A 15752-nucleotide genomic window follows, 5' to 3' on the forward strand; every position below is an offset into this window, starting at 1 on the left:
CCGGTGACCGGGAACGTCAGGCGGTGAGTACCAGCCCGGAGGTCGGCACACCCGTCCCCGCGGTCACCAGCACCGACCGCGCGTCCTCGACCTGGTTCACGGACGTTCCGCGAATCTGCCTGACTCCCTCGGCAATTCCGTTCATCCCGTGAATGTATGCCTCACCGAGCTGGCCACCGTGGGTGTTGAGCGGCAGCGTTCCACCGAGCTCGATCGCGCCGTCGGCGATGAAGTCCTTCGCCTCACCGCGGCCGCAGAACCCGAGTTCCTCGAGCTGCATCAGCACGTACGGGGTGAAGTGGTCGTACAACACTGCGGCGTCCATGTCCTGCGGCCCCAGCCCGGACTGGTCCCACAGCTGGTTCCCGACGAGGCTCATCTCCGGGAGCCCGGCAAGTTCGTCACGGTAGTAGCTGGTCATGATGAACTGGTCGGTCCCGCTGCCCTGCGCCGCCGCCGCGACGATCGCGGGTGTCGCGGGGAGGTCCCTCGCCCGTTCCGGCGACGTGATCACCAGGGCGATGCCACCGTCCGATTCCTGACAGCAGTCGAGCAGGTGCAGCGGCTCCGCGATGAACCGTGAGTTCTGATGATCCTCCAGCGTGATCGGCTTTCCGTAGAAGAACGCGTCCGGATTGACCGCGGCGTGCTTGCGATCGGTGACGGCAATCCTCCCGAAATCCTCACTGGTCGCGCCATATTCGTGCATGTACCGCTGCGCCACCATGGCGACGAACGCGGCCGGGGTGGACAGTCCGTGCGGGTAGGAGAACGCATTGTCCGCACCCGAGGAGTTGACCTGCTGCACCAGCCCGGTGTTGACCTGACCGAACCGCATCCCCGACCGCTCGTTGAACGCACGATAGGCGACGACCACGTCGGCGACGCCGGTGGCCACGGCCATCGCGGCCTGCTGCACGGTCGCGCAGGCCGCGCCGCCACCGTAGTGGATCCGGCTGAAGAACTTCAGGTTCGGGATGCCGACGGCACGCGCGACGGCGACCTCGATGTTGGTGTCCATGGTGAACGAAGCCAGTCCGTCGACGTCGGCGGGCGTGAGCCCCGCATCGGCGAGAGCCGCCGTCACCGCCTCGGCCGCCAGCCGGAGTTCACTGCGCCCGGAGTCCTTCGAGAAGTCGGTGGCGCCGATCCCGACGATCGCGGCCTGTCCCGACAGTCCGGTCATGATCGTCCCCTGCTTCCGTCCGTGTCGGGAGTGCTTCCGTCCGTCACGAGCGTGACGGTCGAGGTGATGTGCGCGCCGAGACTGTCGGTGCCGGTGACCTGGACCGTGACGACCTCGCCGTCGATCGCGGTGACGTGGCCGGTGAGGACGAGGCTGTCGCCCGCGTACCAGGGGACGCCGAGACGCAGTGCGATCGAACGGATCACGGCGCGTGGACCGGCCCAGTCCGTCACGAACCGCTGGACCAGGCCGGTGTCGGTGAGGATGTTGACGAAAATGTCCTTCGAGCCCTGATTCCGTGCCCGATCACGATCGTGGTGGACTTCCTGGAAGTCTCTCGTCGCGAGCGCTGCCGAGACCACGAACGTCGGTGTGCCTTCGACGACGAGTTCCGGCAAGACGTCACCGACTGCCACGGAGCCGAGCACGGGGCCGGCGGACGACGCGGTGGATGTCACGATTCCTCCTTCACGGGGCGCCAGGCGAACAACGTCCACGGCTCGGATCCGGATTCGTCGCCGGGGAAATCGAGGAAGGTCGCCTCGACCGGCATCCCGATCCGTACCTCCTCGGGCGTGATGTTCCGCAGTTCCCCGAGCATGCGCACTCCCTCGTCGAGTTCGACGAGGGCGACCACGAAGGGCAGCGAGCGTCCGGGCACCTTCGGCGCATGATGGACGACGAAGCTGAACACCCGGCCTCGCCCGGACGCGACGAGGTAGTCCGTCTCCTCGTCCTTCGCCTTCCAGAGCGCGGGTATCGGTGGGTGCTGGAGGCCTCCGTCCGGCCTGCGCTGGATCCGTAACTCGTGTGCCGCCACCCCGTCCCAGAAGAACCGGGTGTCGAGTGACGCGCTCGGACGCATCAGGCGCGCGGGATCCAGATCCGGGAACGCCGACACCTGAGCCCCGTCGGTACCGGCGTCGGCCGGCTCCGACCCGGACCGCGGTGGCGGCGCGAACTTGAGGATCCGGAACAGCATCTCGGCGACCGGCTCGTCCGCGCCGTCCGGTGCCCGCACGGTCCAGTGGCTCCGGGTGGTGAAGAACCAGCCTTCGCCGAGGGCCGTCTTCTTGGGCCCCACGACGTCCTCGAGCACCGTCGTGACACTGACCTCCTCGCCGACACGCACGTACCGGTGATACGTCTGATCGCAGTTCGTGGCGACGACGGAGGTGAATCCCGCCTCGTCGAGAATTGCGGTCATCCGGCCCAGTGGATCGTCGGCCTCCCTCCTGCCGTGCAGACCACGCATCGTCCACACCTGCGCCATGGCGGGGGGTGCGACGATCCCGTCGTGTCCGGCCTCCCGGGCGGCCGCCTCGTCGACGTAGATCGGGTTCTCGTCCCCGATCGCCTCGACCCAGTTGCGGATCATCGGCAGGTTGATCGGATCGCGCCCGGCGCGCGGCGCGCTGGCACCGTCCGCGCGCACGCGCTCGGCCGCGGCCAGCACCTGTTCCGGGTCGTCCAGTCCCGCGCTCATCGCGGCACCCGGGGCAGGTTCAGCCCGGCCGTCGCGATCAGTTCACGCATCACCTCGTTGACCCCGCCACCGAAGGTGATGACGAGATTGCGTTTGACCTGCATGTCCAGCCACCGCATGAGGTCCGCGGTGTCCGGATCCGTCGGATCGCCGTACCTCCCGACGATCTCCTCGGCGAGCCGTCCCACGCGCTGGATGCGCTCGGTGGCGAACACCTTGGTCGCCGACGCGTCCGCGATGTCCACCGCGCCCGCCTCGCTCGAGGCCACCTGCCAGTTGAGGAGTTCGTTGAGCCGGTACGTCGCGTGGATCTCGCCGAGCGCTCGGCGCACGTCGGGCCGATCGAGCAGGCGGTTCGCCTGCGCCCAGGCCCGCACCCGGTCGTAGAGACCACCGACCCGGCCTGCGGGGCCGAGCATCACCCGTTCGTGGTTGAGCTGTGTCGTGATGAGCCGCCATCCCCGATTCTCTTCGCCCACGAGCATGTTCGCCGGTACTCGCACATCCGAGTAGTATGTCGCGTTCACGTGGTGCGCCCCGTCGCAGGTGATGATCGGCGTCCAGGTGTATCCGGGGTCGGTGGTGTCGACGATGAGGATCGAGATTCCGCGATGCCGCGAATCGGAGTCGCCGGTACGCACCGCGAGCCAGATGTAGTCGGCGTCGTGACCGCCCGTGGTGAAGATCTTCTGGCCGTTGACGACGTACTCGTCGCCGACCCGGCGGGCGGTGGTACGCAGCGAGGCCAGATCGGTGCCCGCCTCGGGCTCGGTGTACCCGATGGCGAAGTGCACCTCGCCGGAGAGAATGGCGGGCAGGAACTTCCGCTTCTGCTCGTCGGTGCCGTACTCCTGCAGGGTGGGCCCCACGGTCTGCAGGGTGACCGAGGGCAGGGGCACGTCGGCGCGCACTGCCTCGTTGACGAAGATCTGCTGTTCGATCTCGCCGAATCCACGGCCGCCGAACTCCACCGGCCAGCCGACGCCCAGCCACCCGTCCTTGCCCATGCGGCGGATGACCTCACGGTAGGTCTCGCCGTGCCGTTCGGTGCGCATGATCGCGGCCTCCGCCGGGGCGACGAGACCGGAGAAGTACCTACGCAATTCGGATTGCAGCTCACGCTGCTCCGCTGTCAGATCGATGAACACCGTGCCCCCACGAGGTCGAGTCGGTATGCGGCGCCGCCGACGAGGCGGGCGAGGTCCTTCGAGGTCGAGTAGTAGCGGTGCAGTGGATAGGTCACGTCGACGCCGAGACCGCCGTGCAGATGGTGCAGTTGTTGCATCGCCGCCGGCACCTCGGCGGCGATCCAGAAGGCGAGGACGTCGAGATCCTCTGCCGCGTCCAATTCCTCGGACACGCGCCAGCCCGCGGAGAGCGCGGCGACGTGGAGCGTGCGGGAGACGACGTAGACGTCGGCGATCTGCTGGGCGACCGCCTGGAAGGTGGCGAGGGGCTTGCCGAACTGATGCCGGGTCGCCAGGTGTTCGGCGGCCAGTGCGGTGGCTCCGGACAGCAGACCGTCGCACACCGCGCCGATCGCGGCGAGCGCGCAGTCGTACAGCCTCGTGACCGAATCCTCTCCTGTGGAGACGAATTCGGCTGGCGCCTCGTCGAACGCGACGGCGAACTCGGGGGCTCCCGCCGAGCTCGGGGTCGCGGTGAGGGTCACTCCTGTGGCCTCGGGGTCGACGAGGACGACGCCCTCCGCGGTGGGAACGAGGATGCGGTACGCACTGTCGGCGAACGGGACCGCGACGACGCGGCCGGTGACGACGTGCCCCTGGCCGGAAGGAGTCACGGCCGTGGTGGGGTGCGCCGGGAAGGGCGCACCGGGTTCGGCGAGTGCCGCGGTGAGCCGACGACCGCGCACGACCTCGGGGAGGATGCGACCGAGTAACTCCTCGTCGCCGAGCGCGACCAGCGGCATCACCCCGAAACCGAGGGTGGCGAGCAGCGGCATCCCGGCCGCGTGCCGTCCCACCTCGGCGAGCAGCGCGGCGATGTCGGCGAAGGTCAGCCCCTCGCCGCCGAGGTGGGACGGCACGGCGAGACCGGGAAGTTCCGCCTCGACGCATGCTGCCCACATCTCGTCGGGCTCGAGATCGCGAGCCAGGACACCGCCCGCGACCTGCGCAACGGCCTCCTGGGTGTCATCTCCGGTGAAGTCCACTCTGCTCCCGCCTACCGATCGACGCGCCAACTCAATTAGAACGTGTTTCAGTTGTAGCACCCTCCCCCGCCGAGGGGAAGTCTCCTCAGCCTCGCGGAAGCCCGAGCAGCCGCTCGGCGGCCACGGTGAGCAGGATCTGCGTGGTCCCACCGGCAATGGAAAGGCAACGGGTGTTGAGGAATTCGCGAGTCAGCGGCCCCTCTGCCCAACCCGCGGTGCCGGCGATGTCCATCGCCAGCTCGGCGACGTCCTGACGCTGTCGCACCCCCACGAGCTTGCGCACGCTGGACTCCGGTCCCGGATCCTGGCCGCCCAGGGCCCGCAGCGTGCCACGGAGGCCGAGCAACGATCCCACCATCGCGTGGGCCGCGAGGTCGCCGATACGATCGTCCACCACCGGATCCGGCCGGTCGGCGAGTGCCAACAACTCCTCCATCGCGCCGCCCAACGCCGATCCACCGCTCATCGCCACCCGCTCGTTCGCGAGCGTGGTCCTGGCGAGCTTCCAGCCGTCACCCGGCGATCCGACCACGGCGTCGTCCGGCACGAACACATCGTCCAGGAAGACCTCGTTGAACAGGGCGTCGCCAGTGATCTCCCGCAACGGGGCGATGGTGATGCCCGGGGAGCGCATGTCCACCAGAAAGTAGGTGATACCACGGTGTTTCGGAGCGTCACGGTCCGTGCGAGCGAGGCAGATACCCCAGTCCGCCTCGCGCGCCCGCGACGTCCACACCTTCTGCCCCTGCAGGCGCCATCCCCCGTCGACGCGCTCGGCGACCGTCCGCAACGAGGCGAGATCGGACCCGGCGCCCGGCTCGGAGAACAACTGGCACCACTCGATCTCGCCGCGCAGGGTGGGCCCTGCGAACCGCTCGATCTGCTCGGGAACCCCGTGCTCGAGGATCGTCGGAACGGCCCAGGCGCCGATCACCAGATCGGGACGCTCGATCCCCGCCGCATCCAGCTCCTCGTCGACGATGAGCTGCCCGAGCGGGGTCGCACCCCGCCCGAACGGGGGTGGCCAGTGCGGTACGAGGTATCCCGAATCCGCCAGCGCCACCCGGCGTTCCCCCTCCGGGAGGGCCGCGACGGCAGCGACGTCCGCCCGGACACGGGCGCGCTCGGCGGCCACGTCGACGGTGCCGTCCACACTCTCCACGTCGAGTGACAGGGTCCGGCGCCGTCCCGCTCGGGACAGTGCGGTCAGGCGCGCGCGGTGACGTCCCGACCCGCCGAGCAGCTGGCGCTGGCCGATCGCGCGGCGCAGGTAGAAGTGGGCGTCGTGCTCCCACGTGAATCCGATTCCGCCGAGCACCTGGATGCAGTCCTCGGCATTGTCCACTGCGGCATCGAGCGCCACCGCCGCTGCCGCTGCCGCCGCGACCGGAAGCTCCGAGTCCGCCTGCCATCCGTCCTCGGCTGCCACTGCCGCGTCCCACGCGAGGACTCCGGCTTTCTCCACCCTGCACAGCATTTCGGCACAGAGGTGCTTGATCGCCTGGAAGGACCCGATCGGCGCACCGAACTGCTCCCGCACCTTCGCGTGTTCGACGGCGGTGCCCAGGCACCATCGGGCCACGCCCGCCGCCTCGGCCGCCGCGAGTGCGGCGAGGAAATCGTCGACGAGCCCGTCCGGAACGTCACCGACGACGCGATCGGCCGCCACCACCACCGATTCGCAGACCACCCGGGCGAGAGCCCGGCTCTTGTCGATCGAGTCGAGGAGTTCGATCTCCATCCCGTCCGCCGCGGGATCGGCCAGGACCCAGACCGATCCGTCGCCGGTATCCGCCCGCAGCAGGATCGCGGTCTCGCCGTCCGCGCCGATCGCGCAGCCCGCGTCCCCGTCGAGTACCAGGCCGCCGTCGGCGCTCGGCGACGCACGCACCTCCCCCACGTCTGCCGGCGCGATCAGTGCGCACGGGAGCGCCCCGTCCGCCAGTTCCGCGGCCCAGCGTTTCGCGGCAACGCCGCCACTGCGACCGACCACGGTGGCGGCCACGGCAGTGGTGAGAACAGGACCCGGTGCGAGGGCACGGGCAGCCTCCTCGACCATCGCGGCGAGATCGGCGATCGAGGCACCGGATCCGCCCATGTCCGTGGGCACAGCGACCGAGAAGATTCCCAATTCCGACAGGCCCTGCCATGTGCCCCGCCACGAACCCGCAGGTCCCTGCCTCGTGGAAGCCCTAGGATCGACCGCGTCGGCCCACGACCGCACCGCGTCGACCGCCGCACGTTGCTCGTCGGTGGTGGCAATTGTCACAGCCGGTTCCCGTCTCTTCGGAATGACACACAAGTCTAGAACGTGTTCTAATATGACACCTGGCCCAGAGTCAAGGCACGGCGAGGCGCGAAGGAATAGGCGGGCAATGACAGCATCTTCTCGATCACGATCCACGCCGGTTGCCACTGCAACGCTCGGCGAGGAGGATCTCGGTTCCCAGGCGCAGCGCGAACGGCGCAAGCGCATCCTCGACGCCACCCTGACCCTGGCGTCCAAGGGCGGGTACGAAGCGGTCCAGATGCGTGCAGTCGCCGAACGCGCCGATGTCGCGGTGGGCACGCTCTACCGCTACTTCCCGTCCAAGGTGCACCTGCTCGTGTCGGCGCTCGCCCGCGAGTTCGATCGGATCGATTCCAAGGGCAAGACACCTCCCGGCCGAGATCCGCTCGAGAAGATGCGGCTCATCCTCTCGCAGATCACCCGCGCGATGCAGCGCGATCCCCTGCTCACCGAGGCGATGACCCGGGCGTTCATGTTCGCCGACGCCTCCGCGTCCGCCGAGGTCGACCAGGTCGGGCAGTTGATGGACCGGCTGTTCGCCCGGGCCATGACGGACGACGAGCCCAACGCGGACCAGTTGGCCATCGCTCGCGTCATCTCCGACGTGTGGCTGTCCAATCTCGTTGCGTGGCTCACACGCCGCTCGTCCGCCACGGACGTCGCCAATCGGCTCGAATTGACCGTGGAGCTGCTGCTGGGCGGCGGGGACGAACGGGCGCTGTGACGCCGCCGTCCGGGCAGTCCGGGACGACAACGCGCCGCGGCACGCACCATCGCCTAGATTTGTGGACGTGAGCGCGCAAGATCTGCCGATCGAACTCCGCCGGGCACTGTCGACCGTGGCCCGGACGCCCCGACTCCTGGTCGCGTCCGACTACGACGGCACCGTTGCCCCGATCGTCTCGGATCCCGACAAGGCGTTTCCCCATGCCGAATCAGTGCGTGCCCTGCGCGCCCTGGCCTCCCTCTCCGGCACCGCCGCGGCGGTCATCTCCGGTCGCGCACTCAAGGACCTCGCCGCACTGTCCCGGCTTCCCGCCGAGGTTCAGCTCGTCGGGAGCCACGGCTCCGAATTCGACGTCGGCTTCATCCATGCGATCGACGCGGACGCCCGCCGGCTGCTCGGCGAGATCGTCGACGAGTTCCAGCAGATCTCGACCCGTCACCCCGGAACGGGCGTGGAGGTCAAACCGGCCAGCGCGGCCCTGCACGTGCGCAACGCCGTCACCCCCGAGCACGCTCAGGAAGCACTGAACGAGGCGCGCGCCGACGCCGCCCGGTGGGCCGGCGTCCAGGTGACCGAAGGCAAGTCCGTCATCGAGCTCGCGGTGATCCCCACCGACAAGGGGCAGGCCCTCGACACCATCCGCCACCAGGAGGGTGCCACCGCTGCCGTGTTCATCGGTGACGACGTCACCGACGAGAAGGCGTTCGACCGGCTACAGGGACCGGACGTCGGCATCAAGGTCGGCGGCGGCGAATCCCTCGCCGAGTACCGGGTGGACACCACCGAAGACGTCAGTGCGGCGCTCGCCTTCCTGGTCGAGGAGCGGCGCACCTGGCTGTCCGGCGCGGACGCCCCGCCGATCGAGCGACTGACGATGCTCGCCAACCCGCGCACGGTGGGGCTGCTGACCCCGGACGCGACCGTCACCTGGCTCTGCCATCCCGAACCCGACTCGGCCGCCGTGTTCGCTCACCTGCTGGGCGGCGTCGCCGCCGGCCACTTCAGTGTCGGCCCGCAGCGGTCCGCGCTCCCGCTCAGCCAGCGGTACATCGACGGCACCATGACGGTCCAGACGCGGTGGGCGAGCCTCGCGGTCACCGACTATCTCCCGCACGACGTCCCCTCCGGCCGCACCGACCTCACCCGGGTCATCAGCGGAGTCGCGCCGGCCGTCGTCACGTTCGCGCCGCGCCCGGAGTTCGGCCAGGGCCAGGTACTGCTCGAGGAAGACGAGGACGGGTTGCGCGTCCTCGGTTCCAACGAGCCGTTCGTGCTCCGCTCCCCCGGCGTGAAGTGGAACATCACCACGGACGGGACCCAGCAGACCGCACACGCCACGGTGGAGCCCGCGTACGGCGACATCGTTCTCGAGCTGCGCTGCGGCACCGAAGATCTCGGCCCCTCCACCGTTCCGGAGGAAGAGCGGCGAGCGGCTGCCGAATCGTACTGGTCCGAGTGGGTCTCCGGGCTCGATCTCCCGGCACTCAAGCCGGACCTGATGAAGCGGTCCGCCCTCACGCTCAAGGGCCTGGTCCACGCCGATTCGGGTTCGATCATGGCGGCGGCCACCACGTCCTTGCCGGAGGAGATCGGCGGTGTCCGCAACTGGGACTACCGATACTGCTGGCTGCGGGACGCCGCACTGACCGCGTCCGCGCTCGTGAGCCTCGGCTCGCTCGGCGAGGCCGAGCACTACCTCGACTGGGTGCACGACGTGCTGGAGACTCTCCCCGGACCGGAGCGGCTGCACCCGCTGTACACGCTGTGGGGCACCACGCTTCCGCCGGAGGCCGTCCTCGATTCGCTCCCCGGGTACGCCGGTTCCCGGCCGGTGCGCGTGGGCAACGCGGCGAACCAGCAGGTTCAGCTGGACGTGTTCGGCCCGATCGTCGAGTTGATCGCCCAGCTGGCGCACGCCCGCGAGAAGCAGGGCGCGCCCGACGGCGCGACGGCACTCGGCGATCGCGACTGGGAACTGGTTCGCGCCATGGTCGAGGCGGTCGAGCGTCGCTGGTTCGAACCCGACCACGGCATCTGGGAGATCCGGGACAACCCGCGGCACCACGTGTACTCGAAGGTCATGGGCTGGGTCACCGTGGACCGGGCGATCGAACTCGCCAAACGATTCGGCAGGGACGCGGAGCCGAGCTGGAGCGTGTTGCGCGACGAGATCGCCACGGAGGTCGTCGAACAGGGCTGGAAGGACGAGGTCCGCTCCTACACCGCCGCCTACGACGGCACCGACCTCGACGCCGCCACCCTGCACATCGGCCTGTCCGGGCTGATCGACCCGACCGACGAACGCTTCCGCGCGACGGTGGTGGCGACGGAGCGTGAACTGCGCAGCGGTTCGACGGTCTACCGCTACCACCACGACGACGGGTTGCCCGGGGTCGAGGGCGGCTTCCACCTGTGTGCCGCGTGGCTGGTCGAGGCCTACCTGCTCGTCGGAGCGCGATCGCAGGCGGAGGCACTGTTCGCCCAGCTCGTGGATGCGGCGGGCCCGACCGGCCTGCTCAGCGAGGAGTACGACCCGGTCGCGGAACGGTCACTGGGGAATCACCCGCAGGCGTACAGCCATCTCGGCCTGCTGCGTTGCGCGCAGCTGCTGGCCTGAGCGGCGTCCACGCACGCACCGGCGGTCCGGGTCAGTTCGGCCCGCCCCGGCGTTCGAGGATCCGGTGCACTTCACGGGCCTCGTCGGCGGCTTCCCTCAGTTCCTCGGTGCACTCCGCGTCACCGGGGTTCGTATCGCACCGATCGTCGTAGTAGTCCTCGATCTCGTCCTCGAGATCGTCGAGGGCATCGAGGAGTTCGGAACGAACTGCTCCGGGAGCCGACCGCTCGACTTCGGCGGTCAGCGCCCGTTCCAGGTCTGCCAGCTCGCTCATGCAACGGACCGGATCGGCGTCGGTGGTGCAGTCGATCGCGCCGAGCCGGGGCCCGTAACTCGCGTACAGGCGGGCCCAGTCGTCTGCGGGTACCACTGCCGGATCGCTCGTCCGTGCGGCGCCCGCGTCGACCGTGGCCTCCGGGGTGGGGTCAGGGTGATCCGTCCCTCCGTCGCCACACCCGCCGAGCAGCACTGCACTCAACACCGTGGCGGTGGCCAGCACGGTGCGTCGGCGTCCCGCTCCGCCGACGGCGCGCCACACCGGAGTCTCGTTCGTCCGCATCTCGCCTACCTTCCTCGTCGATTCGGGTCGGCAGCGGGCGCGGTGCCCGTCGTCGTACCGACGACCAGTTCCGTGTCCAGGGTCTCGATGCCCGCCACACCCGATCGTGCCGAGGACATCAACAGTGCCCCGGCACGGCGGCCCTTCTCCTCCTGCGGTTGCCCGACCGTGGTGAGGCCCGCCCTCGTCGCGGCCTCGACACCGTCGAATCCGGTGACCGAGAGGCGTCCCGGCACGTCGATGCCCGCCTGGCGGGCATGGTCGAGCGCGCCGAGCGCGAGCACGTCCGAGGTGCAGACCAGTGCGGTGATCTCCGGGTCGATCGAGAGCGCCTGCGCGGCCGCCGAGGCTCCTGCCGCCACCGTGTGGTCGTAGCGTTCGATGACGGTGGCCGGACTCACGCCCGCCGCGGCGAGGGTGTCCTGGACGCCGGCGATCCGTTCGCGCTGCACGTGGAAATGCGGCGAGCGCAGCCGCTCCGCTGCCGCGGGGCCGTCCGCGCGTTCGCGTCCCAGACGCATCGCCAGGACACCGAACCGTCGGTGGCCGAGCCCGAGGAGGTACTCGGTGACCTTGCCGGTCGCCGCGCTGTCGTCGATGACGATGAGCGCCGCGTCCGAGATTCCGCGCGGCTGGTCACAGACCACGATGGGCAGATGACGCTCGCGGACGGCCGCCAGGTACGGGTCGTCGTCCGCGACGGAGTAGACGACGAATCCGTCCACCGCGGCCTGATGGACCACCGCCGCGGGGTCGGCCCCGCCGCTGCCCGTGCCCGGCCCGGCGGGGATGAGCAGCAGCCCCTGTCCGGCTACCTCGCAGGACTCGGCGAGGCCGGCGAGAAAGCTCATCGCCGCCGGATCACGGAAGGAGTAGCTCAGATCCTCGGTGAGGAGCAGACCGACGGCGCCGGCCTTCCGGGTCCGCAACGAGCGGGCCACCGGGTCCGGCCCGGGGTAACCGCGGCGCTTGGCTGCCAGCAGGACCCGTTCGCGCAATTCCGACGAAAGCTGGTCCGGTCGGTTGTACGCGTTGGACACTGTTGTCCGTGAGACGCCCAGCTCCGCCGCGAGCGACGCCAGCGTGGCCGGACGGCGTGGATGACGTGACCTCGGCATATGCGGACATTAGTACCTGGCGTCGGAAGCCGCGTGCGCGGCCGTCCCCGCGAGTGGACCACCTGGGCCGATCCGATACAGTGAGAACTGGTAATCATTTCCAATAGATTGCAGTAGTCGAACGAACTCGTCAGGAGCAGTCCGTGCCCGAGCACCCAGGACCAGAGAACTCCCGCGGCGGCCGCCGCCCACGCCGTGCGGTGGCCGGTGCCGCCGGACTGTCGCTGGCCGCGGCCCTCGCACTCACCGCGTGCGGAACCTCCCCCGACTCCGACGAGCTGACCGTCGTCGCCTCCACGAACGTCTGGGGCAGCGTCGCCCAGGCCGTCGCGGGCGACCACCTCGAGGTCAGCTCGATCATCGCCGAGCCGTCCGCGGACCCACATTCCTTCGAGGCCAGCCCCTCCGACGCGGCGAGGATCACCAGCGCATCGCTGCTCGTCTACAACGGGGGCGGCTACGACCAGTTCGTCGACGACATCATCGCGGACGACTCGGGGCGGGCCACGGTCTCGGCGTTCGAGCTCTTCGAGGCGACGCACGGCACGACGGACGACCACGACCACGACCACGATGCCGACCACGACGAGGGCGGTCACGACGACCATGCGGGGCACGACCACGGTTCGGTGAACGAGCACGTCTGGTACGACCTGCCGACGGTCGACGCCACCGCACACGCCGTCGCGGACGAACTCGCACGCCTCGATCCCGACAACGCCGATTCCTACCGCGCGAACGCCGACACCTTCTCGGCTCAGCTGGCGGACGTGAGCACCGTCGTGGACGGTATCGCCTCCGCACACGGCGGCGACCCGGTCGCGCAGACCGAGCCGGTCGCCCAGTACCTGCTCGACGCCGCACAGCTGCGCGATCTCACGCCACCGGACTTCGTCAGCGCCATCGAGAACGAGACCGACCCGGCCCCCGCCGCGATCGCCGCCACCCGGGCGCTGCTCGCCGAGAACCAGGTCCGCGTCCTCGTCTACAACGTCCAGACGCAGGATCGAGTGACCCAGGACATCCGGTCCACGGCCGAGACGGCCGGGATACCGGTCGTGGAGATTACCGAGACCCTCCCGGAAGGCCTCGACTACATTCAGTGGCAAACTCGGACGGTCGATGCCCTCGCTTCAGCGTTGGAGTAGCGGGGCGTCGGAGTAGCGGGCGTCGGAGTAGCGGGCGTCGGAGTGGCGAACGGCGACCGAGTAGCCGAGCAGCGGGAAGTAGAGAAGCGAAGACAGTGACCGAGAAACGACAGTGACCGACACACACCCTGGGACGCCCGGCATCCCGAGCAGAACCTCCGGCATCGTCCCGGCTGTCGAACTGTCCGGTGCACGTCTCGCCTTCGGCGACCGTGTGCTGTGGGACGGTCTCGACCTCGCCGTCCGGCCGGGCGAGTTCGTCGCCGTCCTCGGCCCCAACGGATCCGGAAAGACCTCTCTGCTGAAGGTCCTGCTCGGCCAGCTGGCGTTGAGCGACGGCGTGGCCCGCGTCGCCGGAGCTCCCGCCCGGGCAGCCAGTTCGCACGTCGGCTACATCCCCCAGCAGAAGTCGATGGATGCGGGACTGCCGCTCCGCGGACGCGATCTGGTCGGCCTCGGCGTCGACGGCCACAAGTGGGGTACGGGCCTGCGGTACCGAGCCCACCGTCGTGCCGTCGTCGACGACGCGATCGCCGAGGTCGGCGCCCAGGCCTTCGCCGACGCCCCGATCGGCTCGATGTCCGGCGGTGAACAGCAGCGGCTGCGGATCGCCCAGGCACTCGTCGGGGACCCCCGGGTACTGCTCTGTGACGAGCCACTCCTGAGCCTGGACCTGGCGAACCAGCAACTCGTGTCCGGGCTGATCGACAAGCGGCGCCACACGCACGACACCGCCGTCCTGTTCGTCACCCACGAGATCAATCCGATCCTGCCGATGGTCGACCGTGTCCTGTATCTCGTGGACGGCCAGTTCCGGATCGGCACGCCGAACGAGGTAATGACCTCGGAGGTGCTGTCCCAGCTCTACGGCACCGACGTCGAGGTGCTGCACGTGCGCGGCCGACTCGTGGTGGTCGGCACCGGGGATGCGATCGACGCACTCGGGAGCGCAGGCGGCCTGCGGCCCGGCGAGGGTGTGCACCACCATCACCACGGAGAACACCCATGAACGGCAAGTTCGCCGACGCGATGTCGCGCATGTTCGACTTCCGCGAGACGTGGCACCTGCTCCAGTACGACTTCGTGCAGCAGGCGCTCGTCGCCGGCGCGGTGCTCGGGCTGCTCGCCGGGGTCATCGGCCCGATCATCGTCAGTCGCCAGATGTCGTTCGCCGTCCACGGCACCAGCGAACTGTCGCTGACCGGCGCGTCCGCGGCGCTGCTGCTGGGTATCAGCGTCGGAATGGGCGCGATCGTCGGCTCGGTGGTCGCGGCGGTCCTCTTCGGGCTGCTGGGCACCAAGGCCAGGGACCGGGACTCGGTGATCGGTGTGATCATGGCGTTCGGGCTCGGCCTGTCGGTGCTGTTCATCTGGGCCTACGACGGCCGGACCGGGACGAGTTTCTCGCTGCTCATCGGCCAGATCGTCGCGCCGGGAAGCACCGGGCTGCAGTTGCTCGGCATCTGCGCGGTGGTCGTCCTCGCGGTGATGGCCTTCATCTACCGGCCGCTGCTGTTCGCGAGCACCGACCCGGAGGTGGCACTGGCCCGGGGTGTCCCGGTCCGGGGCCTGTCGATCGTCTTCGCCGTGCTCGTCGGGATCACCGCGGCGCTCGGCGTCCAGATCGTCGGAGCGCTGTTGGTGATGTCGCTGCTCATCACCCCTGCGGCCGCGGCCGCGTACCTGACGGCGAGCCCTCTCAAGGCGACTGTGCTGGCGGTCGTGTTCGCGGAGGTCGCCGCGGTCGGCGGCATCCTGATCTCGCTGGCTCCCGGTGTTCCGGTGTCCAGTTTCGTGACGACGATCTCCTTCGTCATCTATCTGGTGTGCCGGCTGGCCGGCCGGTCCCGGCGGGACACCAGGGGGCGGGTCGTCGCCGACATCTCACCCTGAGGCAGCCGCCGACATCTCACCCTGAGGCGGGCAGCCGCCGACGTTTCATCCCGACTCGAGCGGGTAGCCCACGGGTCCGGACGGGAACTTCCCGACCGGAACGACGAAGGGATGACACATGCGCCGATTGACGCCTGCGATCACCTCCGGAATCACCGTTGCCGGACTCGCCGCCGGGGCCTGGGCACTGGGTGGCGGCGTAGCCGCAGCAGATCCTGTACCACCGGGCACGTACGACGGCAGCACGGACGTGCCCGGCGGCGAGCTGATCTGGGAAGGGAAGACCTTCGGGGAGGGCACGGTCAGCAACAACTTCGTGTTCGGCTTCAACGGACTCCCCGGAACCACCACGTACGAGGACGGCGAGACGATCATCGACTACACGCCGTCCGGGCTCGGGTTCCTCCAGGACCGGATCACCGAGGGGCCGGACGGGGTCTACAACGGCACCGTGTACGTGTACGACCGGCAGGTGGCCGAGTTCGGGCTGACACCGGTCGAGACCGACCCCGCGGAGACGATCGATTGATTCGTCGCTCATCGCTCCGACCACGT

General features: G+C 69.4%; 14 protein-coding genes. 6 read left to right on the forward strand and 8 right to left on the reverse strand.

Going from position 1 to position 15752, the window contains the following annotated elements; translation table 11 throughout:
- Nucleotides 1-16: 16 nt before the first annotated feature.
- From G4H71_RS07570 to G4H71_RS07595, 6 genes are all read right to left on the reverse strand, one after another.
- Nucleotides 17-1186 carry a lipid-transfer protein gene (locus tag G4H71_RS07570; RefSeq protein WP_072740141.1) on the reverse strand — a complete coding sequence of 390 codons (1170 nt, stop codon included), beginning with the start codon at nt 1184-1186 and terminating at the stop codon, nt 17-19.
- Nucleotides 1183-1644 carry a MaoC family dehydratase gene (locus G4H71_RS07575; protein WP_072740142.1) on the reverse strand — a complete coding sequence of 154 codons (462 nt, stop codon included), beginning with the start codon at nt 1642-1644 and terminating at the stop codon, nt 1183-1185. The genes G4H71_RS07570 and G4H71_RS07575 overlap by 4 nt, the downstream gene beginning before the upstream one ends.
- A complete protein-coding gene (locus G4H71_RS07580; RefSeq protein ID WP_072740143.1) occupies nt 1641-2672 on the reverse strand; it encodes a bifunctional MaoC family dehydratase N-terminal/OB-fold nucleic acid binding domain-containing protein in 1032 nt (343 codons plus the stop codon). Before G4H71_RS07580 ends, G4H71_RS07575 begins: the two co-directional genes overlap by 4 nt.
- Nucleotides 2669-3820, reverse strand: coding sequence for an acyl-CoA dehydrogenase family protein (locus G4H71_RS07585; protein ID WP_072740144.1), 1152 nt, complete (start codon nt 3818-3820; stop codon nt 2669-2671). Before G4H71_RS07585 ends, G4H71_RS07580 begins: the two co-directional genes overlap by 4 nt.
- Nucleotides 3805-4845, reverse strand: coding sequence for an acyl-CoA dehydrogenase family protein (locus tag G4H71_RS07590; RefSeq protein WP_072740145.1), 1041 nt, complete (start codon nt 4843-4845; stop codon nt 3805-3807). Before G4H71_RS07590 ends, G4H71_RS07585 begins: the two co-directional genes overlap by 16 nt.
- A gap of 85 nt (nt 4846-4930) precedes the next feature.
- The gene (locus tag G4H71_RS07595) at nt 4931-7114 is read right to left on the reverse strand and encodes an acyl-CoA dehydrogenase family protein (protein WP_072740146.1); all 2184 of its coding nucleotides are present in this window, start codon (nt 7112-7114) and stop codon (nt 4931-4933) included.
- Nucleotides 7115-7220: 106 nt separating this feature from the next.
- Here G4H71_RS07595 and kstR point away from each other — a divergent pair, with 106 nt between their 5' ends.
- On the forward strand, nt 7221-7859 hold the full coding sequence (gene kstR, locus G4H71_RS07600; RefSeq protein ID WP_072740147.1) for a cholesterol catabolism transcriptional regulator KstR: 639 nt from the start codon (nt 7221-7223) through the stop codon (nt 7857-7859).
- A 67-nt stretch (nt 7860-7926) separates the two neighbouring features.
- Complete coding sequence (gene otsB, locus G4H71_RS07605) at nt 7927-10479, forward strand: trehalose-phosphatase (protein WP_072740161.1); 2553 nt, start codon at nt 7927-7929, stop codon at nt 10477-10479.
- A 31-nt stretch (nt 10480-10510) separates the two neighbouring features.
- Here the strand turns inward: otsB and G4H71_RS07610 are convergent, their stop codons facing one another.
- Both G4H71_RS07610 and G4H71_RS07615 read right to left on the reverse strand, forming a co-directional pair.
- The gene (locus G4H71_RS07610) at nt 10511-11038 is read right to left on the reverse strand and encodes a hypothetical protein (protein ID WP_072740148.1); all 528 of its coding nucleotides are present in this window, start codon (nt 11036-11038) and stop codon (nt 10511-10513) included.
- Between the two features lie 5 nt (nt 11039-11043).
- A complete protein-coding gene (locus G4H71_RS07615; protein ID WP_072740149.1) occupies nt 11044-12156 on the reverse strand; it encodes a LacI family DNA-binding transcriptional regulator in 1113 nt (370 codons plus the stop codon).
- 143 nt (nt 12157-12299) lie between these two features.
- Here G4H71_RS07615 and G4H71_RS07620 point away from each other — a divergent pair, with 143 nt between their 5' ends.
- The 4 genes from G4H71_RS07620 (at nt 12300) to G4H71_RS07635 (ending at nt 15726) form a co-directional block, all read left to right on the forward strand.
- Nucleotides 12300-13304 carry a metal ABC transporter solute-binding protein, Zn/Mn family gene (locus G4H71_RS07620; protein WP_072740150.1) on the forward strand — a complete coding sequence of 335 codons (1005 nt, stop codon included), beginning with the start codon at nt 12300-12302 and terminating at the stop codon, nt 13302-13304.
- A 112-nt stretch (nt 13305-13416) separates the two neighbouring features.
- Nucleotides 13417-14313, forward strand: a complete 897-nt coding sequence (locus G4H71_RS07625; RefSeq protein ID WP_371842998.1) for a metal ABC transporter ATP-binding protein — start codon at nt 13417-13419, stop codon at nt 14311-14313.
- Complete coding sequence (locus tag G4H71_RS07630) at nt 14310-15197, forward strand: metal ABC transporter permease (protein WP_072740151.1); 888 nt, start codon at nt 14310-14312, stop codon at nt 15195-15197. Before G4H71_RS07625 ends, G4H71_RS07630 begins: the two co-directional genes overlap by 4 nt.
- Before the next feature lie 118 nt (nt 15198-15315).
- Nucleotides 15316-15726, forward strand: a complete 411-nt coding sequence (locus G4H71_RS07635) for a hypothetical protein (protein WP_072740152.1) — start codon at nt 15316-15318, stop codon at nt 15724-15726.
- Nucleotides 15727-15752: the final 26 nt, after the last annotated feature.

The organism is Rhodococcus triatomae (assembly GCF_014217785.1).
GTDB lineage: Bacteria > Actinomycetota > Actinomycetes > Mycobacteriales > Mycobacteriaceae > Rhodococcus_F > Rhodococcus_F triatomae.

What these genes read in the sequence shown, in the direction of transcription:
- G4H71_RS07570 (WP_072740141.1), bottom strand. Translation starts at nt 1,186, where the DNA reads ATGACCGGACTGTCGGGACAGGCCGCGATCGTCGGGATCGGCGCCACC.
- G4H71_RS07580 (WP_072740143.1), bottom strand. Translation starts at nt 2,672, where the DNA reads ATGAGCGCGGGACTGGACGACCCGGAACAGGTGCTGGCCGCGGCCGAG.
- kstR (WP_072740147.1), top strand. Translation starts at nt 7,221, where the DNA reads ATGACAGCATCTTCTCGATCACGATCCACGCCGGTTGCCACTGCAACG.
- G4H71_RS07635 (WP_072740152.1), top strand. Translation starts at nt 15,316, where the DNA reads ATGCGCCGATTGACGCCTGCGATCACCTCCGGAATCACCGTTGCCGGA.
- G4H71_RS07615 (WP_072740149.1), bottom strand. Translation starts at nt 12,156, where the DNA reads ATGCCGAGGTCACGTCATCCACGCCGTCCGGCCACGCTGGCGTCGCTC.
- G4H71_RS07630 (WP_072740151.1), top strand. Translation starts at nt 14,310, where the DNA reads ATGAACGGCAAGTTCGCCGACGCGATGTCGCGCATGTTCGACTTCCGC.
- G4H71_RS07610 (WP_072740148.1), bottom strand. Translation starts at nt 11,038, where the DNA reads ATGCGGACGAACGAGACTCCGGTGTGGCGCGCCGTCGGCGGAGCGGGA.